Here is a 24,138-nt window from a genome sequence, read left to right on the forward strand (position 1 = left end):
ATGGAGCCGATCGAGCGCGCGCGCCGCGACCGCGATGCCGTCTTCGGAGTTGCGCAAGAGCCCGACCAAGGGGCACGGGACCTCGCCACGGCCGGGCCGGACGCTGCCGAGCCGCGTCGTCGCATGTTCACGCCCTTCCTTATGGAGGATCAGCAACGCGCCGCGACGCTCGCCGAGCATTTCGCTGCGCAGGCCAACGCGCAGCCGCAGGCGAGCGACGCCGAGCGCCTGGCGCTCGTCATGGACACGGCGCGTGGCTTGGCCGACCGGGGCGAGATCGGGCTCGCGCAGCATGCGCTGGGTCTCTTTCTAACCCATCATCCGCTCGGTCAGACCATGAGCGTACCCTCGTTGCTCAAGCGCACCGCGATCGCGGCCCAGGCCGCCGCGCCCCTTCCGGTCGAGACGCTCGGTAGCCACGCCGACGGCGAGGAAGCGAAGCTCGACTGGTTTCGTGAAGATCCGCTCCTCAACGAGCACCACGAGCACTGGCACTGGGTCTATCCCAACCGCCGCGGAGAGGGCGAACCGATCTACAAAGTGAAGGAGCGTCACGGCGAGCTATTCTACTACATGCACCAGCAGATGCTCGCGCGCTATGATGTCGAGCGCATTGCCGTCGGGCTTGGGAAAGTGGCTGCAATCACCAATTACAACGCGCCGCTCGGGCACGGTTATGACCCCGGGCAGCTCTCGCAGTACGGATTTCAAGTGCGCGCGACCGACAGCGTCATGGTGCCGTTTCGCGAGATAACACCCGACGTCGAGGCGGGTTTCCGTGAGGGCCTGGACCGGGCGATCGGCGACCGCGCCATGAAGAAGCCGGACGGGGCCATCGTGCCGCTCGACGGCCATGCCGGCTCGAACGTGCTCGGCCTCACCAGCGAGACCACCGAGGCAACGGTCGACCGCGCTTATGGCAACCATCACGGCAACGGCCACGTGCTGATCGGCGACCTCGATCGCAATCCCGGCGTAATTCTCTCGCCCTCGACCGCGATCCGGGATCCCGCCTTCTGGCGCTGGCATCGCCACGTCGACGACCTGCATTTCCGGTATCAGGACGGCCTGGACGCGCACGCTTTCGACGACGCGCCACCGGTCGATTTAACCGGCCTCACCGTCGCCTTCGAACGTGACCACCCCGGCTCCGACCAGGACGGCGTCGATCTCACGCAATCGGCCGCTGCGGCGCTAGGCGGAGCGTCGAACGTGACGCTAGAGACGACGATGCGCACCGGCGCGTATCAGCTGCTGACGGGGAATCGCTACCGTTATGAATTCCTGACCCATACACCCTTCTTCGTCGCCATCCGCCTGCACAATCGTGATGCCGCGGCCAAGGCGGTGACGCTGCGGCTATTCCTGATTCCCGATCAGTTTTTCGACGTGGACGCCGATCCGACGACGGTCGACGGCCGCCAGATGCGCCGTTTCTCCATCGAGCTCGACAAGGTGCGCCTCGACGTCCCGTCCGGTCAGCAGGTCTTCGGACGCAGCGGACGGCAGATGTCGATCATTCGGCGGCCTGCGATCGTCGATCCGGTAGAGGTCGTCGACATCGATGGCGGGCAACTGGGCGGCGACGCGCGGACGTGCACCTGCGGTTGGCCCTACGGGCTATTTCTGCCGCGTACTACCGAGACAGGCATGTCCTTCAAACTCTTCGCGATGGTGACCGACAACGACACGGACAAGGTCGGCAGTCAAAAGCGGTGCGGGTCGATGAGCTTCTGCGGCGTCGGCGACGAATATCCGGACGCCCGACCTATGGGCTATCCGTTCGATCGCCGTTTCGGCGATCCGTTCGCGGACATCGTCGCCCGGCATCCCAACATGATGATGATCCCGTTGGTCATCAAACGCGTGGATGCGACCGCCCCCGTCGCGAAAACGTCTCGACTAAGCCGAAGCGAACATTTGACCGAGCATTCGCTCGTCGCCGGTGACATCCCCCAGATTGAAGATTGTTACCATTGTCTTCGCACCGATCATGCTCGGAAACGGCACGAAATTCAGTTCGACACGGTCGACAAATCGATGCAGGAGCGCCGGTTCGGCCATTACCGATTCGAAACGATCTGCGGCCTGTTTTTCCGTGGCATAGAGGGTGAAAGAAATGGGCGTCATCTCACCTGTCCGGACGTCGATGGTCGCGTCCGCGACGACTGACCCGGTACCTAGGAAGGTCTGCAGAAAGGCGGCCTCGACGATGCGGCAACCCTCGATGTCCAGCGAAAAGCCGAATCCCTGATTGGTCACGACGATCGGCACTGTGCGGAGTTTTGTTACCATGGCCTCGTCGAGACCGAGGGCTTTCGCCGCCACATCGGGCCTCGACCGAATCGCGGCAGCCTTGCGGATCGCTTGGCCGGCGGCCTTTTTCAGCTTCCCGAAGTGCTGGAAACGCTCGTATGGGTCGGCAGGGAACAACCAGCACTTGACTTCGGCGACGAGCAGAACGTCGCCAAGGCGGATCAGCAGGTCAATCTGTTCGCCGAGGTCTGATGTGGCCTTGATCTCACGCTCGGCGCAGCGCACGTCCGAAAAAAGCTTGTTCTTGGCGATCGCCGCGCGAACCGCCGTCCGATACTCGGCCTCATACGTGTCGCCGCGGTGCTGTTTCAGCGTGGAGTCGTCGAGTCCTCCCTTTTCAAGCCACATCTCGACCTTCCGGAGGGGGTTGCTCATCACTAACACCGGCAATGCCATCGCGAACTTATCGGTGCCGGGGACCGGAACGAGGGGAGCTGCCCACAAGCCCCGCGTACCCTTCTGGCCAGTGACTTTGGGACGGAACGTGAGGAAATCGACGATTTCGCGAGCGTCATTCTCTCCGATCTGGAGCGCTTCGCCGAGGATTCGCTGCAATTCGCCGCGCGAGACCTGCAATGAGACATGCTTGAGGTCGTCGATCTCAAGTGTCTCGATCTTCCGGCTTTCCTTCGCGAGCAGGAGCGCCAGATCAAGGATGACGTGCCAAGCCGCCAGAAGGTCCCGACAGGTCCGGCCGGCCAGATTCGGAAGCGGATGCTCGAGGAAGAATGCGAGATAGCTGCCCTCGAGTCCCGCGCGCTCGATAACGAACGGCGGCGCGACCCTGGACAAGCAATCTGGCCGGCCAACCCGCGCACGCCATCGCTTCCTCGCCGTCGCCTCCACGACCGTACGGGGAAGTGCCCGGGCTCTCCTGCCTTCTCGATCCATCATCGTCCACGCGGATTGGTCGATGTGCGGATAGTTCATGAAGTTTTCGGCCTGCCGGACGCGCGTCGCCTCGAGAAGTTTGGCGGATTCGACGTTCGCCGGCCCCCACAAGTTGACGCCGTCTTGGACGGAAGTTGGTCGCCATCCTTCCCACAGGCACTGCTTCCAAATCGAATTCATGCCGTATTGAAAGCTGTAACGCTGGCCTATGCGCCCGGCCAGGGAACGTAGGTCCGCTACCGGGCCGCCAGTGGCTCGCTTTTGGGGATCGATATCGAAGAGCCAGGATTCACAGGCGTCGACGACGGTGTCGATTGCGGTGAGGGCATCGACCTTTTGGCCCCTGCCGGTCTCGAAACGAGACCCGGTGGCGTGACTATAGGAAAGCGCCCCCGCGGCCATCGCCTGGCGAGCGGCTTGAGCGGACAAATCCATCACGGCGAAGTATTCGGCGTTCATGGACGCGACGCAAAGACTGGTTTCGGCTGCCGCATCGAGCGCCTGGCGGTCGGACTCCGGCGGCAGTGCGCGGAAGGCCTGCATTTCTGCAGCGATCAGAATTGCGCCGGCGATCAGCTCCAAATCGGATAGGCTGGGGTCCTTATCCAGCAACGACTTCCATGCAGCGATATCAAAATCAACGCTCGTCGGCGCTTTCAATTTCGTGATACGTCGGTGAAACGGGGTGTCGAATTCGATCATTCTGGCGTTGGGAAGTGGTCGTGACGGGGCTATATTACCTAGTGATGTTGGGCTGCGCCCGCAACCCATGCGCTGTATTTGGGCTAAGACGACCCTTCGACGCCTAAACGAGACCGGCAATGTTCGGCGGGAGGGTGTCGGGTGACGGCTCCTGAACTCGTGGACCTGTTGGTACGCCGACCGGTTCATCGAAGCATGCCCGCGAGTGAATCCGCGAACCTTCGACGCGGGAGTGGGCCGGTTGGGTGCCGCGGTCCGGCGATAGCAACGATGCTCCTGCGTCCCCATCGCCGTTCGAAGTGGCGAGGAGCCACTGAAGTGTGGGTGGCCAAGCATCATAGCGGAAGCCGAGTCAGTCGGCTTCCCGATGTTGTCTGCCAGCGCCTGCGCATCCCGTTCCGCCGATCGACGCCTTTCAAGCCGCTGCTGCGGTCTTCACGTTAACAGGTCCGCATCTCTCCTCGCAACACGGTTGCAACACTTCGTAGCTATGTGATTGATCTCTAACGGTGTAAAATGGTTTCCTAAACCGTAGGTCGCATGTTCGAGTCATGCCGGGATCGCCAGTTTCCAGAATCCAGCAACGCAAATTAAAGACGGGGTTTCGCGACGCGCGCATGTCAGGCGGTCGGCGGAACGCGCTCGAACAGGTGCTCGTAATGCAGCACCAGTCCGTTCTCGTCGACCACCAGATCGGCTTCAAAGCCGAGCGACAGTCCAAGATCGACGTAGCGTAGCCGTTCGGGGCCTTGCCGGTCGTAGCGCTGGCGCGACCGCGCCACCGTCAGCGCCGGGCCATCGATGAAGGCGGTATCAAGCGGCAGGCTTTCTCCGGCGCCAAGCGGCGTCCTGCGGATCGGGAAGCTGTTGCAGAATGGCGTGATCGACAAATCAGGCTCTTCGGCCCCTTCGAGGTCCGGCCGCAGCACACCATCGACCCGCCAGCCGGTTCCGGCGCGTTCCAGATGCAGCCGACCATGGCCTTGCGCGTTCCAGCGCTCCACGGTGACGGTCAGCGCGTGCCATTCGGGATCGAGCCGCCAGCGGTGATCGATGCGATAGCCGCCGGCGTCGAGGCAGATCGTGGTCGCGGTGGCCGTGATCCGGTCAGGCTCGATTGCCAGTTCCAGGCGCTCGAGGCCCTCGATATCGGTCCGGCGCCAAAACAGCACGGATGTGCTCATGGCAAGTCTCCTTGCTTTCCCCAGCCTTTATCCTACGGGGGCAAGGATCATGCGTTACGCCGCCGCGGATCGAACACGCACACGTGTTCGAGGAGGGGCTGTCGGCGATCTCTGAAGGTTCAGCTGGTTCCTTGCAACATCAGCCGCCCTTGGCCATTCGCGCCCTCAGCGCTCGTAGCTTGCCGGGTCCGCGCTGTCTGACGGATTTGCGAATGCGCTCCGCAAAACCTTAGGCATCGGATTGCGGAAATTGAGGCCGTTCGGCGGCACCGGCGATTCGAACCACTTCTTGTAGATCACCTCGATCTCGGGGCTGCGGTACAGGTTCGCAGTCGCGCGATCCGCCACGGTCTTGAACGGCGCATCGTCCTTGCGCAGCATGATTCCGTAGGGTTCGGCCTTCGAAAAAGCCTCCTCGCTGATGATGTAGGCCGACGGGTCTTTTGACCGCGCGATCGCGACGGCGAGTTGCACGTCATCGAGGACGTAGGCGGCGGCGCGGCCGGTCTCCAGCATCAGAAACGCCTCCGCCTGGTCCTTGGCGACCAGCACCGCAACGCCGAGGTTTCGTGCGCTGCTGGCCTGGGTGAGCTGCACCATATTGGTCGAGCCTGAGATCGCAACGACACGATAAGAAAGTGATATTATCGAATGTAAATTCATTCCATGGAAGAATGAATGGAGCGCGCGACCGAAACGCTCCTGGGGAGCGGCGCGCATGGCCACGGTTCAGCTCTCGCGCGATGGCTAGATCGAAACGGGGAACGCATGTTCAGTCTGAAGCAGGTCGAAGCACTGTATTGGATTGCGCGGCTCGGGACGTTCGAACGCGCCGCGTCCAAACTGAACACCACCCAGTCAGCCATCTCGAAACGCATTCAAAAGCTCGAACTCGTTGCCGGCACGCCGTTGTTCGACCGGAGCCAGCGGAGCGCCCGCCTGACCGAGCAGGGCGATCAGCTGCTCGCGCTCGCGCAGGAAATGCTGGCGTTGCAGCAACGCGTGCTTCATCTGAAAGACGGAAACGAGATACCGGTACGTCGGCTTCGGCTCGGCATAACCGAGCTGACTGCCCTGACGTGGCTTCCGCGCCTCATCGCGAGTCTGCGCGCGAAATATCCAAGGGTCACGATCGAGACCGAGGTCGATATGAGCCGCGATCTCTACGATCGTCTTCAGGAAGACAGGCTCGACGTCATCATCATTCCAGAAGCGTTTTCTGATGCACACATCACCGCGGTCGAGCTAGCCCAGAACCGAAACGTGTGGATGGGAAGTCCAAAGCTCGTACGTACGCGGCGCAAGCTCTCGATCGCGGAGTTGGCTGAGTACACGATACTGGTCCAGGGAAACCGATCGGGCACCGGCCTTTGGGCGAGCAAGTGGCTGAAGTCTGAAGGTGCAATGCTTCCCCGCCTGTTTTCCAGCGACAGTCTGATCGCGTTGCTCGGACTGACCGTCGCTGGCCTCGGCGTGACATATCTGCCGCTGCAATGCTTCAAGCCACTTGTCGTTGAGGGGAAGCTCAGGATCATCCGGACCGATCCGGAGCTGCCGGCGATTCCCTACGTCGCGATGTATCGCCACGACCGCCCCAGCGCCTTCACCGCTGGTGTCGCCGAACTCGCGCGGACCACCTGCGATTTCTCGCGTCAGCTACAGGGTTGATCGGTGGCTGACGATCAGCATTTTCGTGTTGCGGCGCCAGCAGCATGCGTGCTGCGAGACCGGATCGGCTTCTTCCCAGGTGATCGCTGCGGCCAAGTCGCTTTCCGGCGAAAGCAGTCGGCTCAAGCGCGAGATCGGCCAGTTCCTGAGTCTCGGTCCGCGCCGCCTGAAGACACGACGGCCTCAGGACTTTTCGCCGAGTCGCGCGCCGCGGGCGATGGCCGCGGCCGTCTCCAGGCCGACGTGACGGACCAGCGGATCGGCATGGCGATGGACCAGCTGCCATTCCGAACCTTGCTTGCGATAGACCTGAGTGACGCGGAGTGACCAGTCCTGATCGGGCAGGCCGCCGACCTCGCCATGCTGGCGCTCGATCATCACGAGAACCACCAGGCCGCCGGATGCGTAGCTCTGCACCAGTTCGAGTTTCGCGTCGCCATTTCTGAAGTATTTGGCGAGCTGTACCAGACGTTCGGGGCTGGCATTAAAGCCGCGGCTGGCCGGGCCGCCGAACGGCTGCATCAGCGTGAAGTCATCGGCGATGCGGATCATGCGAGACCATTGCTCCATCTCGCCGCGCATGAAGGCGACCGCTTGCGCTTCGGTGCGCTGGACCAGCTCAACGGGCGGGTTTCCCGCGCTGGCGGCTGAATTGGCCAGGCATCCCGACGGCCGGAACGACAGGGATGCCGTCAGCGCGGCCGTCATCGCCGCGCGCCTAGACATGCCGGCGAGCGGGCAAGCAGTAGGTTTACCTTGGTCCAATGGCCGTCGTGTCCTGCGCAAGAATCCGAACATGTGAGCACTCCCGATTTGATTTCGGCCGGATCCAGGACGTCCGGCGGAGTGCATTTGCCACTTCATCACAGATGAATAAAATGATATGATTTCACCGATATGATGAACAAAATTGATCTATCCAGGGCCGACCTGAACCTGCTGGTGCTGTTCGAAATCCTGATGGAGGAGCGCCACGCCGGGCGATCCGCCGAGCGGCTCAACCTGTCGCCATCGGCGGTCAGCCATGGCCTCGGACGCCTGCGTAAACTGCTTGACGATCCCTTGTTTCTCAGGACGCCCAAGGGCGTGGTGCCGACCGCGCGGGCCAGCGAACTCGCGGCGCCCGTTGCCGAAATCCTGACGCGCATCCGGGGCGTGGTGTCGAGCAGCGCGCCGTTCGATCCGGCGCGATCGACGCGCCGCTTCGTCGTCGGCGCGCCGGACGGAACGTCGGCGGTGTTCCTGCCGCCATTGCTCGAAGCGTTACGGAAAACAGCCCCGGGAATCGATATCGGCATCCGCCAGATTCTGCCGACGCAGGGCCAGCCCACGCCCGACCTCGCCTGGAAGGAAGCGCTGGGCGATCTCGAAGCGCGCGGCATGGATATCGCCGTGATCCCGTTCGACGATGTGCCGGTGCGCTTCCACAAGCAAACGCTCTATCAGGAAGAGTTTGTCATCGCGGCACGTGCGGGGCACCGCTTCCGGAAAGCATCCAGCCTGCGGAGTTACTGCGAGATGCAGCATCTCGTCGTCTCGCATACCGGAGATGCTTATGGCTTCGTCGATGTCGAACTCGCCCGGCAAGGATTGTCGCGCCGTGTCGCATTGACGGTGCCGAACTTCACCTTTGCCCTCGGCGTGCTCGCTGAAACCGATCTGATCTCGGCGTTGCCGCGACGGTTCGTCGAGATGCATGGTCCGCGCTTTGGAATCGTCGCTGTCAAGGCGCCGATCGCGCTGCCCCACTTCGCCATCAACGCGGTTCTCCCAAAGGTTGCAATGATGGATGCGGGCGTTGCCTGGCTTGTCGCGGCGCTCGACCAGTTCAAGACGCCCAAGACGCCCGGTACACGCAAGCCAAAGCACTCCATTTGAGCGATCGGCGCGAAAACACGCCCCCTCACACCTGGCTGCCTGCGCGAGACGGTAACGCCGGCCGGGTACTCAGGTGTTCCAGGGCGACTACAAAGCTCAACAATATCAATACAACCGAGTCCCTGCCGCCGCCCAGTGCATGCTTAAAAGTTCGCTAACAAGTCCCGGCTATATTGAGACAGTCGTTTTCCCATCCCAGGCCCAGGATTTGACCCGATGTTCTTTTCCCGCATCAGCTTCAAGCTTGCCGTCATGATTGGTCTCAGTCTCGCCGGCATGGTCGTGATGGCTCCGATCGCGCTCTACACCATGCGCGCGCAGATGATGTCGGACCGTCAGGTCAAGACGCAGCAGATGGTCGACATCGGAAATGGAATCCTGACCCATTATCAGAAGCTCGAAACCGACGGAAAGCTGTCGCGCGACGACGCGAAGAAGGCGGCGATCCAGGAAATCAAAAGCCTGCGCTACGACAAAGTCGAGTATTTCTGGATCAACGACATGTCGCCGAAGATGATCATGCATCCGATCAGGGCCGAGCTTGACGGCAAGGATCTCGGAGAGATGAAGGATCCGAACGGCAACCGGCTGTTCATCGGATTCGTCGACGTCGTGAAGTCGAAGGGCGCCGGCTTCTACAGCTATCTGTGGCCGAAACCCGGCTTCGACCAACCGGTGCCGAAGATTTCCTATGTGAAGGGCTTCGCGCCCTGGGGCTGGATCATCGGCACCGGCATCTATCTCGACGACGTCGATGCGGTGTTCCGGCAAACCGCCCAGATGTTCGCGCTGGTGTGTCTGGCCGTGTTCGCGCTGGTGCTGATCAGCTCGTTCTTCATTGGCCGCAGCGTGACGCGGCCGCTCACGACCATCACCAACCTGACCGACCGGCTGGCGTCCGGCGATACCGCTTTCGAGGTCCCCTATACGCAGCGCAAGGATGAGGTCGGTGCGCTCGCCAAATCGCTGCGCGTCTTCAAGGACAATGCCGAGGCGGTGACCAAGATGCACGCCGAGCAGGCCCAGCTGAAGACCGATGCCGATGCCGAGAAGCGCAAATCGATGATGGATCTCGCCAGCAAGTTCGAAGCCAGCGTCCAGGCCGTCGTCGGCGACGTCATCAAGGATGCGAGCGAAATGCAGGGCACCGCGCAAGGGATGTCCCATACGGCCAGCCAGGCGAGCGACCGCTCCAAGGCGGTGGCGATGGCTTCCCAGGAGGCGTCGTCGAACGTGCAGACGGTGGCGTCGGCCGCCGAAGAGCTTTCCGCGTCGATTTCCGAGATCACCCAGCGCGTCGGTCACGCCGCCCAGATCGCCGACAAGGCTGCCGCCGACGGCCAGCGCACCAACGAAACCGTTCAGGGCCTCGCGACTGCCGCCCACAAGATCGGCGAAGTGATCGGCCTGATCAACGACATCGCGTCCCAAACCAATCTGCTGGCGCTCAACGCCACCATCGAAGCGGCGCGCGCCGGCGAGGCGGGCAAGGGCTTTGCGGTGGTCGCCAGCGAGGTCAAGTCGCTCGCCAGCCAGACCGCCAAGGCGACGGAAGAGATCAGCGCGCAGATCAACGCCATTCAGGCCGAGACCCAGCAGGTGGTCGAAAACATCCAGAGCATTCGCTCGACGATCATGGAAGTGAACGAGATTTCGTCCTCGATCGCGGCCGCTGTCGAGCAGCAGGGCGCGGCCACGCAGGAAATTGCGTCCAGCGTGCAGAAGGCCGCCGCCGGCACCAATCAGGTCTCGCAGAACATCTCGGACGTGACCGCGGCGACGACGGAAACCGGCGCCAAGGCGCACAGGGTGCTGGAGTCCAGCGACCGGCTCGGCCGCAAGCTGAAGGCACTGCAGGACGAAGTGTCGAGCTTCCTGGCCGGCGTGCGGGCGGCATAGAGCAAGACCGGTCCTGGTTGAATCAGGACCGCCGCTCCAGTTCAGGCTCAAGGGCAGCGCGTCCATGCTGCTCAAGCAGCGTCCTGCCTAACGGTCGCTCGATAAATCCCTATTTTTCGAAAGCGCCGTATACGATATTTTTCAGAGCGATGCGAAGCCTGCCGCGGTGCATGACCGTCTGCGACATGAAGACAGCGAACATGTTTTCCTTCGGATCGACCCAGAAAGTCGTCCCGCCAGCGCCTGACCAGTTCATCTCGCCGACCGATCCCTCGATCGGACTGACGCCAACGTCGATGCGGACGGCGAAGCCGAGCCCGAATCCGAAACCGGGTCCCGGCGAATAGGCGGGTCCGGGAGTCACGCCCGATCCCGGCCCGATATGGTTCGAGCCCATATAGGCGACCGTCTTCGGGCTGAGATATCGCTTACCGTCGAGCGTGCCGCCATTGACCAGCATCGCGGCGAAGCGCGAATAATCGCCGATGGTTGAAACCAGGCCGGCACCGCCGGCCTCAAACTTGCGGGCGACGCGCGGGTCGCCCATTTCCGCACCGGGACCGATCTTGCGGTCGCTCGGAAACGGTTCGGCCACCAGCGATTGTTTGGCCGCATCGGTGACGAAAAAGCTCGTATTGGTCATGCCGAGCGGGTCGAACAGGCGCTCCTTCATGAACTGAAAGAGTGATTTTCCGGAGACCACCTCGATGACGCGGCCGAGAATATCGGTCGATTGGCTGTATTCCCATGTCGTGCCGGGTTGATAGACGAGCGGCAGTTTGGCCAGCCGTTCGGCAAACAGAGCGTTGTCAGGATCGCCCTCGGACAGGTTTGCCTCGCGATAGAGCTTCTTGACGGCGCCATCGCCGAAGATCCCGTAGGTCAGGCCGGAGGTGTGGCGCATCAAATCCTGGATCGTCATCGGTCGCCTGGGAGCGACCAGGTCGAGTCCGATCTTGCCGTCCTCGCCCTTCTTCTCGACGCCAACCTTCACGTCAGCGAAAGCCGGGATGTATTTGGACACGGGCTCATCGAGCTGCAGCTTGCCTTCCTCGACCAGCATCATCGCCGCCACCGTGGTGATCGGCTTCGTCATCGAATAGATGCGGAAAATGGTGTCCGGCGTCATCGGCGCCTTGGTGCCGGGATCGCGAACGCCAAAACTGTTGAAATAGGCGGTCTTGCCGTTGCGCTGGATCATCATGATCGCGCCCGGAATCTTCTCCGTGGCAATTTCGTTCTTGAGATAGGCATCGATGCGCGCGAGCCCTGCGCTTGAGAAACCCGTCTCCTCCGGTTTGGCGATGATGGGGCCTTCGGCGAATGCGACGGAGACGGTCGCGAGCAACAATGCGGCGACGGCAACGCCGCGCAAGCGGATGGATGCGAGCATTTCTATCCCCCCTGGTCGGATCTTGACGTCCGAACGCCCCGGCCGCACTGACGGTGGCCCGATGATGCGGGATAGTTGCTTAGCTCGATGGCGCTGACAAGGCCCGCTGTGTCTATACGCCCTGCTCAAGCAGCGTCTTGAAATCGGCGCGGGCGCGTTGCGCTTCGCATCTAGCTGCCTCGGAGGCTTCTCCGAGCCCGAAATAGCCGTGGATCAGGCCTGGGCCGTCATAGTATTTGGTGGCGACGCCGGCGGCGATGAGCGCATCCGCATAGGCCTTGCCCTCGTCGCGGAGCGGATCGAACCATGCCGTGGTGACGATCGCCGGCGCCAGCCCGGCGAGGCTTCTTGCGCGTAGCGGCGAGACGCGCCAATCGGCGCCGTCGGCGGCGCTCTCGAGATAATGACCGCAGAACCATTCCATGACGGCGCGCGACAGGAAATAGCCCTCGGCGTTTTCAGTGCGGGAGGGAAAGCGCGCGTTCTCTTTGATATCCGCGAAATTGCCGAAAACATCGGTGACGGGATAGACCAGCAATTGCGCTGCGAGCTTGATGCCGGCGTCGCGGCAGGCGATTGCGGTCACCGCCGCCAGATTGCCGCCGGCGCTGTCACCGGCGACGCCGACGCGCTTGATGTCGCCGCCGAACTCGGCGATGCGTTCGACGATGTCCCTCAAGGCAGCGAACGCGTCCTCGAAGGCGCCGGGAAAGCGCACCTCGGGCGGCCGCCGGTAGTCGACTGAAATGACGACGGCGCCGGTCTCGATCGCAAGCAGGCGGGCTTGCCGGTCATGGGTTTCGAGATCGCCGGCGACCCAGCCGCCGCCATGGAAGAACACCACCGTCGGCGATTTTTCGTTCGTGTTGCGATAGACCCGCGCGGCAAGGAAACCGGCAGCACCCTTGACCTTGGTGTTTTCTGCGCTGGCGACCGGAGGCGGCGGCACCGCGGCACGGGCATCCGCCAGCGCGCGAAGCGCATCGCGCGCGCTCTGCGGCGTCATCGTCGTGGGGTCGCGCAGCGGCAACAGCGGAATGATCTGGGCGATGACGGGATCGAGCGGCGTAACCATGTAGAATGCCTCGCGTTGGACAGGGCCGCACCTTAGGTCGCGCGCAAAGCTGCCGCAATTAGGTTTGCCGCATGGCTCGAGGATGCCGCGCTGCTGCGCCCGCTCATCTTTGGCGACGCAACATCGAGCGGGGAATGCCGCCGAGTTTGCTAAATTGCGAAGAATTCCATCAAGCAGAATTTGCGCGTCGCTTGGTAGGCTGGTTCCTCGTTTACTCCTGATTATCCGTACCGGCGGAGCGCAGGGAACGGCCGGCCGGGCCGTTCATTGCTCCTTGGGAAGGAGATGCGCGATGAAGGAAGTTGCCGCGATAGACCGTGCGATCGACGAAGTGCTGGTGCAACTCGGGCAAATGGTTCTGAGGCTCTCCAGCCCGCAGGTGACGAAACGGGCCGATGAGCGACGCGCGCTGGTGCGTTCGGTCAACCAATATTCGGTGTGCGCCGCGCGTTCCGACGATCCGCGCGTGCACGAGCTCAAGGCCGAACTCGACGAGACGATCAAGCCGCGGTTGCGGCTGGTGGTCTCCAGATAAGCGCTTCAGAGTAAGCGCCCCAAAGTAAGCGTTTCAAACCACGGGCACGCGCCGGGCGGCGACCGCCGCCGGCGAAATGACGTCGATGTCGAGCGGGACGCGCCAGCGCTCGGTCAGCCGCACGCGCGGTGCTTCGTTGTGCGGGTCGGCGCCGCCGATCACAAAGCCCTCAAAACCGTTGCTCATGACCTCGTTGCATTTCTGCACGTAGATCGGAAAGCCGCCGATATAGGGCATGAAGACGCGCGGCCGGCCGGGGATGTTGGCGCCGACATACCAGGAACTGCAGGTCGACCGCAGCGAAATTTTTGACACCTCGTTGACGTGCTCGACCCATTCATCCTGATATTGCTCAATGGGCTCGATTGTATCAGCACCGATGTCGCGGATATGCGCCATGCAATCGGCCATCCAGTCGACATGCTGTTCGATCGCCTGGATCATGCTCGCCAGCACCGACGGGCTGCCCGGCCCCGTGATGGTGAACAAATTGGGAAAGCCTACGGTCGCCACGCCGAGATAGGCGCGGGGACCGGCACGCCATCTCTCAGCCAGCGTCTGCCCCTTGCGCCCGGTGATGCGGATCTTGTCGAACGAGCCGGTCATTGCGGCAAAGCCGGTCGCGGAGACGATGGCGTCGAATTGATATTCTGACCCGTCGACCTCGATACCTTTGTTCGTAAAACGCTCGATCGGCGTTTTGGACACATCGACCAGTTTCACATGCGGCAGATTATAGGTTTCGAAATAGCCGGTATCGACGCAAAGACGCTTGCAGCCGAACACGTTGGAAGGGCACAGCAGCTCGGCGGTCGCGGGATCTTTCACGATGCCGCGGATCTTGTTGCGCGCGAATTCGGCGATGGTGTCGTTGGCTTCCTTCTCGAACAAGAGGTCGCCGAAGGCGCCGAGGAACGGCAGCCCGCCGCGCTCCCAGGCTTCTTCATATTGTCGCTCGCGTTCCTCCGGCGAGGCCTCCAGCGCCGGCTTCATGTTGAAGGGGAAATAGAAGCCGGTCGGCCGCGCCCGCGCTTTCGCCCGGAGCGCCGGATAATCGGCCTTGATCGATTGGCGGTATTCCGGCGTCAGTTTCGCATTCCAGGCCGGCACGGAATAGGTCGCGGTGCGCTGGAATACGGTAAGCGCGGAGGCTTGCTGCGCGATGATCGGGATCGACTGGATCGCCGATGAACCGGTGCCGATGATGCCGACGCGAAGCCCGGTGAAATCGACCCCTTCATGCGGCCATTCGCCGGTGTGATAGACCGGCCCCTTGAAATCCTCACGTCCTTTGAAGGGCGGATGGTTTGCCGCCGACAGGCAGCCGATCGCCATGATGCAGAACTTGGCGAACACCCTGTCGCCGCGGTCGGTTTCGATACGCCAGCCTTTTGCAATTTCGTCGAAGCTCGCATCCGTGACGCGGGTGTCGAACCGGATGTGCTGGCGCAGATCGAACCGGTCGGCGACATGGTTGGCGTAGGCGAGGATTTCCGGCTGCGGCGCGTATTTCTCCGACCAGTCCCATTGCTGATCGAGTTCTTCCGAGAACGAGAACGAATACTGCATGCTCTCGACGTCGCAGCGCGCGCCTGGATAGCGGTTCCAGTACCAGGTGCCGCCGACGCCGCCGCCGGCCTCATAGACCCGCGCAGTGAAGCCAAGCCCGCGCAGGCGGTGCAGCATGTACATGCCGGCGAAGCCGGCGCCGACAATGACGGCGTCAAACACCGCATCAACCTCGGCCGGACGCTGTTGTCGATCTTGCTTGCCCGCAGCCATGCGTTTTTCCCGATGAAGACGAAAGCTGCGCCTACATCAGACCAAAGCGCGCGAAGCGTCAATCGCGCCACCGCATGGTCGGGTTGCGCAGGGTCGCGGCCGTTCGTTTCCGCAAGCGTGTTGCATCGCGGCCGGAGCCAGCCCGGCCTGCGCGGCATCATGTCTCAGAGCGTCTTGAGGTACTCGATGATCGCCTTGCGCTCGTCGGGAGCCAGTTTCTTGCCGATCACGCCCTTGGTCTTCGGCGGCTTGTCGGCGAATTCGTGGCCTGTGTTCCAGTTTCCGCGGATCGAGGTGTCGAATTCGAAGCCGTTCGTGAGCTTGTCGTATTTGTAGCCGAGATTCACCGGGTCGTACTCGCGGTTGCCGAGATAGAATTTCTTCGGCCTTTCGTCGACCGGAGACAGCAGCGCGTAGACATTTGGAACCGAGCCGTTGTGGAGGTAGGGCGGGGTCGCCCAAACGCCGTTCAGTGGACGGACCTTGTATTCAAGCTTGCCCTGGATTTCGTTGGGCACGGCATTGCGCACCATCGGCTGCATGATGGAGCCGTTATACTGCACCCAATCGAACCACGGTGTGTTCCAGATCCGCGGGTAATGCACCGGCGCCGAGGAGCCCGCGTAGTTTTCCGGCTTCTTCAGGTCGATTGAAAACACCTGATTGCCGATCCGGTTCAGCGCGTCCAGCCGGCCATAGCCTTCGAGCACGCTCTGGGAAGCGACGGCCTCCTCGAGATTCTTGACGGCCTTCAATTGCGTGAGGACCTGGTCGATCTGGTATTTCAGGATCTCGCGATCCGCGACCGCCGAGGCCGGCCCCAGGATCCGTTCGGCGAACCGATCGAAGCGTGTGGGGATCAGCCGCGTATAGAGCAGCGCCACGCCCATTCCCTGCTTCAGCTTGAACAGATCGGTCAGCGCCGGCCCGCCATCGATGATGACAGCGGTGTCCTTGTAGGTGAACCGCCCGGTATGGCAGGCCGCGCAGGTCAGGCCGACGCCGGTCATGTCCTGCTTGTTGCGCGGGTTGCGCCAGGGCGCGCCCGACGGGTCGAGCATCGGGCCGCCCTGCGCAATGCCGATCGGGAGCGCCTTCTTGCCGGGGATAATGGTGTCCGGAATAAAGCCGTAGCGATCGAGATAGGCCGGGTCGCTTAACGGGTCGGCCTCGGTGAAGACCAGCCACGGAATCGTCGGCTGCTCTAGCGCCATGAACCATTCAAAGGGCATGCCGAAGGTCCGCGTTCCCTGGTCGGCGTGGTAGAACCAGCTGAGTTTTTCTTTGCTGATGCCCTGGTCGAGCCAGACAGTCTTCTTCGGCTGCGGGTACTCCGCGATCCTGACGTGAAGGTTTTCCCAGAGTTTTGCGATGTCGTCCTTGAAAGCGACGTAACCGGCGACGGCGATCAAGGCTGCGATAACAATTTTGGTCCTGCCCCGCATGATCAGCCCTTTGTTCAATTGCGCCGCCCGAGCGCGAAATATGCGTATCTCATTAAAAAATCGCCAAACACGTACTCAGCCTTGGCGTGCGATCAAATATCTCGCCATCTTATAGTAGCATAAGCCGCCTGTCCATAAAGCCGGTTCTGCGCGTTGTGCCGTTTTGCTGCAGCGGAAGGTGCCGTTTCGAATCCGCCGGATGGGTTCGCCGAGCGCGTTTGCACGCGCCGCCCCTGAATGTAGAATCAAGCGGTAGCATACCCCGGGATCGCCGATTTGAAAGCCGCCACAGCGCAACCGCTCAAAATCGAAATCACTGCTGCGGACCCGGTGTCCGCGCTGCTGATCCATCCGCCGCTTGCGCGCGTGTGTTACGTGTTCGCGCACGGGGCGGGTGCCGGCATGGCCCATGCTTTGATGGAGACGATTGCGACAGGTCTCGCTGACCGCGACATCGCGACGCTGCGCTATCAGTTTCCCTACATGGAAAAGGGCAGCAGGCGGCCCGATGCGCCGGCTGTTGCGCACGCCGCGGTGCGGGCCGCCGTGGCGGAAGCCGCGCGTTGCTGCGGCGGGCTGCCGCTGATCGCGGGCGGAAAATCGTTCGGCGGGCGCATGACCTCGCAGGCGCAGGCGATCGATGCCTTGCCCGGCGTTCGCGGGCTCGCCTTCTTCGCCTTTCCGTTGCACCCGGCCGGAAAGCCTTCCAGCGACCGCGCCAAGCATCTCACCGCGGTCGAAATACCGATGCTGTTCCTGCAGGGGACGCGCGATGCGCTGGCCGAATTGAGCCTGCTCGAACCCGTGGTCAAGAAGCTGGGCAAGCAGGCGACGCTGCATCTCGTGAAGGAAGCCGATCATTCCTTCCACGTGTTGAAGAGTTCAGGCCGCAACGACCGCGAAGTGATGACCGAGGTGTTGGATGCGTTTGCGGCGTGGGCCGGGACGATCGGCGCAGGATAGCGTTGGCAGAACGGCGCAGCGGATGCTAATCAGGCCCCATGGCCAAGATCCTCATCGTTAATCCCAATACGACCGCGTCAATGACGAAAACCATCGGCGAGGCCGCGCGCGCGGTCGCGGCATCAGGCACCGAGATCGTCGACGTGACGTCGGCGATGGGGCCGGTCTCGATCGAGGGATTTTATGACGAAGCCTTCGCCGTTCCCGGCCTGATCCAGGCGCTGTTGAACGCAAGGGATGCCGATGCCGGCATCATCGCCTGCTTCGACGACACCGGCCTCGACGCCGCGCGATCGGTCGCCCCCTATCCGGTGGTCGGGATTTGCGAGGCCGCGCTGGTGACGGCGGGGCAACTGGCAAAACGCATCGGAATAGTGACCACGCTGCCGCGTTCGATCGTGCCGCTGGAAGAACTGGTGCGGCGCTACGGCTTTGCGGAACGGGCGCATGTCACCGCCTGCAATGTCGCGGTGCTTGATCTCGAAAAGCCTGGCTCCGGCGCGGAAGAGAAACTCGACGCCGAGATTGCGCGCGCGCTCGACAAGGGCGCGGAAGCCATCGTGCTCGGTTGCGCCGGGATGGCCGACCTTGCAGCCAAGCTCTCGCAAAAATTCGGCGTTCCCGTCGTCGACGGCGTCGCGGCCGCGGTGAAGCAGGCCGAGGCGCTGGTCGGCTTGAAGCTCACCACATCGCGGCGCGGTGCCTACGCGCTGCCGGGCGCCAAGGACTACACCGGCCTGCTGGCGCCGTTTGCGCCCAAGAGTTAAGCAGAACTGAGAAGGCTTCAGGCTGATTGCGTCCCATAAATCTTGTCGCGCAGCCGCCGCATGCCGGCCAGCCAGCGTTCGCGGCTGGAAGCCTTGCGCAGCATGTATTCGGCGACTTGCGGGTGCGACAGAATCAGAAACCGTTCGGCTTCCATCGCCTCGATAACCATGCGGGCGACTTCGGGCGCCTGCAGCACGCCATCGACCCGCGCGGCGCTGGGACCGGGCGTCGTCATGCCGGTCTGTACAGATTGCGGGCAAAGCACCGACACGCGGATGCCGCGGTCGCCATATTGAATGGCGAGATGTTCGGCGAGCGCCACCGCGGCATTCTTGGTGACGCCGTAGGGCATCGAATTCAGCGACGCCAACAGGCCCGCGGCGGATGCGGTGTTGAGCAGATAGCCCGAGCCGCGCGCGAGCATGCCCGGCACCAGCACGCGTGCCGCGAACACGTGGCTCATGACATGGACCCGCCAGCTGACGTCCCAGTCGGCGTCGGACGCGCTTTCCTGTCCCTTGCGCGACAGGCCGGCGTTGGAAAAGAACACGTCGATCGGGCCATATTTGTCCTCGGCTGCCGCGATCAGCGCCTTGACGTCTTCTTCAAGGCCGACGTCGGCGGTCACGGCCAATCCATCGATGTCGCCGGCGACATTCGCCAGCCGGTCGCGCGAGGTTTTCAGGTCGGCGACGACCACGCCGCGCGCGCCGGCCTCGGCATAAGCACGCGCCACCGCTTCGCCAATGCCGCTCGCGGCGCCGGTAACGACACAGACCTTGCCTTTGACGTTCATGCTGAAGCTTCCTTCTTTGTTCGGCGTGTCCCGCGTGTGGTGTTCAAGTCCGGTAAAGCCCCTTGTCGCGCGCCTGACGAATTGCAAGTCCCGCCATCAGATCGAGCATCGGCGTCGAAAGCCCGGCGGCCCGTGCGAATGCGGCGGGTGCGCGGACCAGTACGTCGATCTCCATGGCGCGGCCGAGCTCAAAGTCCTGCAGGATCGATGGCTTGTGGGCGGGCGCAGGTCCGGAGCGGGTGACGCGCTTGACCTCGGGGTAACAGCTCTGGGCGATGCTGTTGGCTTCATCCAGCAAACGCGGGATCACCTCGGCGAGCGCCGGTTCGTCCCGGACGCCGCGGGCGGTCTGGCCGGTGAGCAGACACAGCACCGACATCGACATGTTGGTCAAAAGCTTGGACCAGATCGCTTCCCTGATCTCGGCGACATCTGGCGATTCGATCGAAGCTTCATTGAGCGCTGTGCGCAGCCGCGCGATCCGCTCGCTGTGACGATTGTCGCATTCGCCGATCAGGAGCCGGTTCCGATCAGGTGAGAGATTCGCGACCACACCGGGTGCGACAATCTCGTTGGATGAATAGATCACGCCGCCGATAATCCGTTCTTTGGGTATCGCCGCGCGCAGCTTGCCGTTTGGATCGAGGAAGCCAAGATCGGGCGTCGGCGGATGTTTTGCGGGAAGCCCGATATCGTACCACCAGGGGATCCCGTTCTGGGCCAAGACCACGGCGGTATCGTCGCGCAACAGGGATTGCAGACCGGCGGCGAGCGCGCTCACCCCGTCGCCTTCAGCGTGCTGATCACGACATCCTGCGGACCTAGATCAGCCGGGTCGTCCGAGGCGGTCACTTTGGCTTTGAACTCGGCCTCGCCGACACGCAGCGTCAGGCCGTTGGCCCTCACGGCTTCGAGGTGCGGGCCGCGCATCACGCAGGAAACGTCGTGTCCGGCCAGCGCGAGCCGCACCGCGAAATGGCTGCCGACGGCGCCCGTACCGAAAACGCATATCCGCATCGAGTTGATGTCCTGCTGAGGGGAACCGTGAGGCGACAGTTTCCACAAGCTTGCACCGCAGCGCAACCGGCGATGCCGTTTGCATCGCAGGCATCACGGAAAGGGATAGATCAATCGCCGCTGTGTCGGCATATTGCCTGTCGAAACTGCTGCAACCAAAAAGGACCGTCAATGTCTGCCAATCCAGTCTTGTGGGATCTCGATCAACGCGGCGTCGCGACGGTCACGCTGAATCGCCCGGAAGTGAACAACGCCTACGATGCCGGGCTCATCAACGGCGTGCTGGCGGCGATGGATGAACTCGGCCAGAAGTCTCACCTGCGCGTCGTGGTGCTGAAGGGCAACGGCAAGCATTTCCAGGCCGGCGCCGACCTGAAATGGATCAATGGCGTGCGGCCGAAATCGCCCGAAGAGAACGAGGCGGTCTCACGCGCCACCTTCGAGGCGGTGCAGCGGCTCAATACGCTGCCGATCCCGACCGTGGCGCTGGTGCAAGGTGGCTGCTTCGGCGGCGGCACCGGCGTGATTTCGGCGTGCGACGTGGTGATCGCCGCCGACAATGCGCTGTTCTCGATCACGGAAGTCCGCTGGGGCCTGACGGCCGCGATCATCATCCCGCAGCTTTGCGATTCCATCGGTGTCCGTCAGGTGCGCCGCTACGCGTTGACCGGTGAGCGCTTCGGCGCCGAAGACGCGCGCCGCATTGGTCTGGTGCATGAGGTGGTGCCGCTGGCGGAGCTTGAAGCGTCGGGCGCAAAGGTCGTGGAGCAATTGCTGGCCAACGGCCCCGAGGCGCTGGCCGAAACCAAGGCACTGGCGCTGGAAAGCTCCTTCGGCGGCATGAGTGTCGACGACGACGCTTATACACGCCTGGTCAAAATGCATTCGGACCGGCGGCGGACATCGGAGGCGTCCGAAGGGCTGGCCTCGTTCGCCGAAAAGCGCGCGGCGAATTGGGGCGGCAAGGGATAGTTTCACGACTCAGCAGCCCCGGCAGATGCCGCTCACACTCCGGTAGACCTCGGCATCGTCGCGCCGCATCTGCTGCAGCGATTCGATCATGCGTGCGTCGGTGCTGCGCGTGTCGGCAATGGCGGGCGCGGGCTTGCGCTTGGCGGCCAGCGCAGCCTCCTGACGCGTGTAACAGGCCTCGCGCTCGGGTTTGGCCTGGATGAACCGGCACTGCTCCACTTCCGCCAGCGCGGGGGAAGCGCCGAGCAACAGGGCGGGTACGAGGGCAGCGAGGATTTTCAAACCGGTCAGTCCTTTCGTCCCCACTTTCTCAATTCCGCGTAGCGGGAGCAATGTCTTCCGTCTCTATTTCAACCGTTTGACACGTAGCCAAAATCGCCTGTGAAGGGCATGATGCCGGCACTTCAGCCGGGAACCCCAAAATTGCCCTCCAAAACCATCACCGAGCCTGCGCGCCAAATTCCGCTCTATGGCGAATACGATGTCGCCGTGCTGGGCGGCGGGCCTGCAGGCATAGCCGCCGCCGTTGCTGCTGCGCGCGCGGGCCGTCGCACCCTGCTGATCGAACGCTATGGCTTCCTCGGCGGCATGGGCACCGCCGCGGGCGTCACGAATTTCTGCGGGCTGCATGCCAATGTCCATGGCGAGATGCACCGGGTGGTGCAGGGGATTGCCACCGAACTGCTGGATCGGATCGACCGGCTCGGCGGGCTGAACGCGCCGCATCTGATCCTGGGCAAGATCTTCGCACAGGCCTATGACACCGCGGCCTACAAGATCGCGGCCGACGATCTCCTCGCCGCGCACAGGGTCGACATTCTCTTTCATGCGCTCGGCGCCGGCGTGGTGATGCATGACGAGAGGCACATCGACGCGCTGATGGTCGAGACCAAGGCGGGTCGGCAGGCGGTGCGCGCCGGAATCTTCATCGATTGCTCCGGCGATGGCGATCTGGCCGCCTGGGCCGGCGCGCCGTTCGAGGTCGGCGATAACGCCGGCAGCACGATGTACCCGTCGATGATGTTCCGCCTCAACGGCATCGACTCCGAGAAGGCTGGCGACGCCTGGCGGACCATTCCGGCGCTGATGGAAAAGGCCGAGGCCGCAGGCACGCACAAGTTTCCGCGCAAGGCCGCGATCGTCCGGCCACAGCGTCACGGGATCGAATGGCGGGTGAATTTTACCCAGCTCGCGCGCGAAGACGGCACGGCGGTGAACGGCCTCGAGCCTGACGATATGACCCGCGGCGAGATCGAGGGCCGCCGCCAGGCGGTGCAGGCATTCGAGTTCCTGCGCACCGTGCCGGGCTTCGAACAATCCTACATCGTCGATCTTCCGCCGCAGCTCGGCATCCGCGAGACCCGCCGCGTCGTTGGCGGCTACATGCTCTCCGGCGAGGACGTGCTCGGCTGCGCCTCGTTCGAGGATTCCATCGGTGTCAATGGCTGGCCGATGGAATCCCATGTCGCGGGCGACGTGGTCTTCAAGTTCCCGCCGATCCCGGAATCACGCGGCTTCAACGAGCTGCCGTATCGGATGCTGGTGCCCGAGGGTATCGACAACCTCTTGATGGCCGGGCGCTGCGCCTCGATGACCCATGACGGCCAGTCGGCGGCGCGGGTTTCCGGCGCCTGCTTTGCGATGGGCGAGGCGGTTGGGATCGCTGCGGATTTGGCACTGTCCGGCAACACGATTCCACGCGACATTGCCGTTGAAAAGTTGCAACAAGCATTGCAACAACAGGGCGCCTTTATCGGCCGCGGCCAGAGCGTGCCCGAAGGGCTGTAAGAGAAGTTGCGGAGGAAACGGTATGACGGGATTTGCTCGGCTCGCTGTGGCTGCCTTGCTGGCGATCGCGGCAAGCGGGATCGCACGGGCCGATGATGCGCTGAAGGCCAGGATCGGCGTGCTCAGGCTGTCCTCGTCGGCGCCGGTGTTCATCGCGCAGGACAAGGGCTACTTTCGCGAGGCCGGCCTCGACATCGAATTGAAATTCTTCGACGCGGCGCAGCCGATCGCGGTGGCGACGACGTCGGGCGATGTCGATTTCGGCGTCACCGCGTTCACCGCGGGGCTCTATAATCTCGCCGGCAAGGGCACGCTGAAGGTGATCGGCGGCATGAGCCGCGAGAAGGCCGGCTATCCCCTGATCGGTTATTTCGCCAGCAACAACGCCTATGCCGCCGGGCTGAAGACGCCGAAGGATCTCGCCGGAAAGCGCATCGCTGTGACGCAAGTCGGCTCCAGCTTCCACTATTCGCTGGGGCTGCTCGCCGACAAATACGGCTTCAAGCTCGTGGACATCAAGGTGCTGCCGCTGCAGTCGCTGTCGAACGCTGCTGCGGCGCTGAAGGGCGAGACCGTCGATGCGGCGTTGCTGCCGGTGTCGACCGCGCGCACGCTGATGGATTCCGACGGCGCCAAATTGCTCGGCTGGGTCGGCGACGAGACGCCGTGGCAGCTCGGCGCGGTGTTCGCTTCGCCAAAAGCACTGACCAACAACGCGCTGGTGACGAAATTGCTGGGCGCACTGGTCCGCGCCGACCGCGAATATCATGACGTGATCCTGGCCTCCGTGAAGGACGGCAAGGCCGGGATCAACGACAAGACAAAGCCGCTGCTGGAAATCATCGCCAAATACACCAATCTGCCGGTCGAGCAGGTGGTCGGCAATTGCGCCTATATCGATCCCGACGGCAAACTCGACGTCAAGAACGTCGCCAACCAGATCAGCTGGCTGCAGGAACAGGGTTTCGTCGACAAGGGCTTTGGCGTGGATGCGATCATCGCCAAGGAATATGTGAAGGCGGATTGATTTGAGGTTTACCTCTCCCGCTCGCGGGGGAGGTCGACG

At 62.9% G+C, this 24,138-nt stretch carries 20 protein-coding genes, 1 tRNA gene and 1 pseudogene; 11 read left to right on the forward strand and 11 right to left on the reverse strand.

The window, feature by feature from the left end; translation table 11 throughout:
• Both JQ558_RS06840 and JQ558_RS06845 read left to right on the forward strand, forming a co-directional pair.
• Nucleotides 1–2,172 carry a tyrosinase family protein gene (locus tag JQ558_RS06840; protein ID WP_212293187.1) on the forward strand — a complete coding sequence of 724 codons (2,172 nt, stop codon included), beginning with the start codon at nucleotides 1–3 and terminating at the stop codon, nucleotides 2,170–2,172.
• 2,229 nt (nucleotides 2,173–4,401) lie between these two features.
• Nucleotides 4,402–4,475 (forward strand) — tRNA-OTHER (locus tag JQ558_RS06845).
• A gap of 54 nt (nucleotides 4,476–4,529) precedes the next feature.
• On the opposite strand, the gene JQ558_RS06850 is transcribed toward JQ558_RS06845, so the two are convergent.
• Nucleotides 4,530–5,093: a putative glycolipid-binding domain-containing protein gene (locus JQ558_RS06850; RefSeq protein ID WP_212293188.1), complete on the reverse strand. Its 564-nt coding sequence runs from the start codon at nucleotides 5,091–5,093 to the stop codon at nucleotides 4,530–4,532.
• 165 nt (nucleotides 5,094–5,258) lie between these two features.
• A pseudogene (locus JQ558_RS06855) lies at nucleotides 5,259–5,720 on the reverse strand (amino acid ABC transporter substrate-binding protein); the annotation flags it as partial.
• Between the two features lie 141 nt (nucleotides 5,721–5,861).
• On the opposite strand from JQ558_RS06855, the gene JQ558_RS06860 reads away from it, so the two are divergent.
• Nucleotides 5,862–6,761: a LysR family transcriptional regulator gene (locus JQ558_RS06860; RefSeq protein WP_212293190.1), complete on the forward strand. Its 900-nt coding sequence runs from the start codon at nucleotides 5,862–5,864 to the stop codon at nucleotides 6,759–6,761.
• A 183-nt stretch (nucleotides 6,762–6,944) separates the two neighbouring features.
• On the opposite strand, the gene JQ558_RS06865 is transcribed toward JQ558_RS06860, so the two are convergent.
• Nucleotides 6,945–7,469: a YybH family protein gene (locus JQ558_RS06865; RefSeq protein ID WP_249142367.1), complete on the reverse strand. Its 525-nt coding sequence runs from the start codon at nucleotides 7,467–7,469 to the stop codon at nucleotides 6,945–6,947.
• 189 nt (nucleotides 7,470–7,658) lie between these two features.
• Between JQ558_RS06865 and JQ558_RS06870 the strand changes: the two genes are divergently transcribed.
• Together JQ558_RS06870 and JQ558_RS06875 are read left to right on the forward strand one after the other, a co-directional pair.
• On the forward strand, nucleotides 7,659–8,639 hold the full coding sequence (locus JQ558_RS06870) for a LysR family transcriptional regulator (RefSeq protein WP_212293192.1): 981 nt from the start codon (nucleotides 7,659–7,661) through the stop codon (nucleotides 8,637–8,639).
• A 216-nt stretch (nucleotides 8,640–8,855) separates the two neighbouring features.
• Nucleotides 8,856–10,538, forward strand: a complete 1,683-nt coding sequence (locus tag JQ558_RS06875; protein ID WP_212293193.1) for a methyl-accepting chemotaxis protein — start codon at nucleotides 8,856–8,858, stop codon at nucleotides 10,536–10,538.
• A gap of 109 nt (nucleotides 10,539–10,647) precedes the next feature.
• On the opposite strand, the gene JQ558_RS06880 is transcribed toward JQ558_RS06875, so the two are convergent.
• Together JQ558_RS06880 and JQ558_RS06885 are read right to left on the reverse strand one after the other, a co-directional pair.
• The gene (locus JQ558_RS06880; protein ID WP_212293194.1) at nucleotides 10,648–11,931 is read right to left on the reverse strand and encodes a serine hydrolase; all 1,284 of its coding nucleotides are present in this window, start codon (nucleotides 11,929–11,931) and stop codon (nucleotides 10,648–10,650) included.
• Between the two features lie 112 nt (nucleotides 11,932–12,043).
• Nucleotides 12,044–13,006, reverse strand: a complete 963-nt coding sequence (locus JQ558_RS06885) for an alpha/beta hydrolase (protein WP_212293195.1) — start codon at nucleotides 13,004–13,006, stop codon at nucleotides 12,044–12,046.
• Between the two features lie 292 nt (nucleotides 13,007–13,298).
• Between JQ558_RS06885 and JQ558_RS06890 the strand changes: the two genes are divergently transcribed.
• A complete protein-coding gene (locus JQ558_RS06890; RefSeq protein WP_211998296.1) occupies nucleotides 13,299–13,541 on the forward strand; it encodes a hypothetical protein in 243 nt (80 codons plus the stop codon).
• Nucleotides 13,542–13,574: 33 nt separating this feature from the next.
• Here the strand turns inward: JQ558_RS06890 and JQ558_RS06895 are convergent, their stop codons facing one another.
• Complete coding sequence (locus JQ558_RS06895) at nucleotides 13,575–15,323, reverse strand: NAD(P)/FAD-dependent oxidoreductase (RefSeq protein ID WP_212293196.1); 1,749 nt, start codon at nucleotides 15,321–15,323, stop codon at nucleotides 13,575–13,577.
• 164 nt (nucleotides 15,324–15,487) lie between these two features.
• Nucleotides 15,488–16,786, reverse strand: a complete 1,299-nt coding sequence (locus JQ558_RS06900; RefSeq protein WP_249142368.1) for a di-heme-cytochrome C peroxidase — start codon at nucleotides 16,784–16,786, stop codon at nucleotides 15,488–15,490.
• Between the two features lie 258 nt (nucleotides 16,787–17,044).
• On the opposite strand from JQ558_RS06900, the gene JQ558_RS06905 reads away from it, so the two are divergent.
• Together JQ558_RS06905 and JQ558_RS06910 are read left to right on the forward strand one after the other, a co-directional pair.
• Complete coding sequence (locus JQ558_RS06905; protein WP_212293197.1) at nucleotides 17,045–17,731, forward strand: alpha/beta family hydrolase; 687 nt, start codon at nucleotides 17,045–17,047, stop codon at nucleotides 17,729–17,731.
• Between the two features lie 38 nt (nucleotides 17,732–17,769).
• Nucleotides 17,770–18,498 carry an aspartate/glutamate racemase family protein gene (locus tag JQ558_RS06910; protein ID WP_212293198.1) on the forward strand — a complete coding sequence of 243 codons (729 nt, stop codon included), beginning with the start codon at nucleotides 17,770–17,772 and terminating at the stop codon, nucleotides 18,496–18,498.
• A 17-nt stretch (nucleotides 18,499–18,515) separates the two neighbouring features.
• Here the strand turns inward: JQ558_RS06910 and JQ558_RS06915 are convergent, their stop codons facing one another.
• Genes JQ558_RS06915 through JQ558_RS38320 form a run of 3 tightly spaced genes read right to left on the reverse strand, consistent with a single transcriptional unit; the run spans nucleotide 18,516 to nucleotide 20,312 of the window.
• Entirely contained in the window at nucleotides 18,516–19,295 is a 780-nt protein-coding gene (locus JQ558_RS06915) for an SDR family oxidoreductase (protein ID WP_212293199.1), read from the reverse strand.
• Nucleotides 19,296–19,338: 43 nt separating this feature from the next.
• Nucleotides 19,339–20,076, reverse strand: a complete 738-nt coding sequence (locus tag JQ558_RS38090) for a ketopantoate reductase C-terminal domain-containing protein (protein WP_409410490.1) — start codon at nucleotides 20,074–20,076, stop codon at nucleotides 19,339–19,341.
• Nucleotides 20,073–20,312, reverse strand: a complete 240-nt coding sequence (locus tag JQ558_RS38320; protein WP_249142369.1) for a 2-dehydropantoate 2-reductase N-terminal domain-containing protein — start codon at nucleotides 20,310–20,312, stop codon at nucleotides 20,073–20,075. The genes JQ558_RS38090 and JQ558_RS38320 overlap by 4 nt, the downstream gene beginning before the upstream one ends.
• A gap of 171 nt (nucleotides 20,313–20,483) precedes the next feature.
• On the opposite strand from JQ558_RS38320, the gene JQ558_RS06925 reads away from it, so the two are divergent.
• Nucleotides 20,484–21,284 (forward strand): enoyl-CoA hydratase-related protein, encoded by an 801-nt coding sequence (locus tag JQ558_RS06925; RefSeq protein WP_212209725.1) that lies wholly within the window; start codon nucleotides 20,484–20,486, stop codon nucleotides 21,282–21,284.
• Nucleotides 21,285–21,293: 9 nt separating this feature from the next.
• On the opposite strand, the gene JQ558_RS06930 is transcribed toward JQ558_RS06925, so the two are convergent.
• Entirely contained in the window at nucleotides 21,294–21,566 is a 273-nt protein-coding gene (locus JQ558_RS06930) for a hypothetical protein (RefSeq protein WP_249142370.1), read from the reverse strand.
• A 141-nt stretch (nucleotides 21,567–21,707) separates the two neighbouring features.
• On the opposite strand from JQ558_RS06930, the gene JQ558_RS06935 reads away from it, so the two are divergent.
• Both JQ558_RS06935 and JQ558_RS06940 read left to right on the forward strand, forming a co-directional pair.
• Complete coding sequence (locus tag JQ558_RS06935; RefSeq protein WP_212293200.1) at nucleotides 21,708–23,072, forward strand: FAD-dependent oxidoreductase; 1,365 nt, start codon at nucleotides 21,708–21,710, stop codon at nucleotides 23,070–23,072.
• A 22-nt stretch (nucleotides 23,073–23,094) separates the two neighbouring features.
• On the forward strand, nucleotides 23,095–24,099 hold the full coding sequence (locus JQ558_RS06940; RefSeq protein WP_212293201.1) for an ABC transporter substrate-binding protein: 1,005 nt from the start codon (nucleotides 23,095–23,097) through the stop codon (nucleotides 24,097–24,099).
• Nucleotides 24,100–24,138: the final 39 nt, after the last annotated feature.

The organism is Bradyrhizobium sp. AUGA SZCCT0160, assembly GCF_018130105.1.
GTDB lineage: Bacteria > Pseudomonadota > Alphaproteobacteria > Rhizobiales > Xanthobacteraceae > Bradyrhizobium.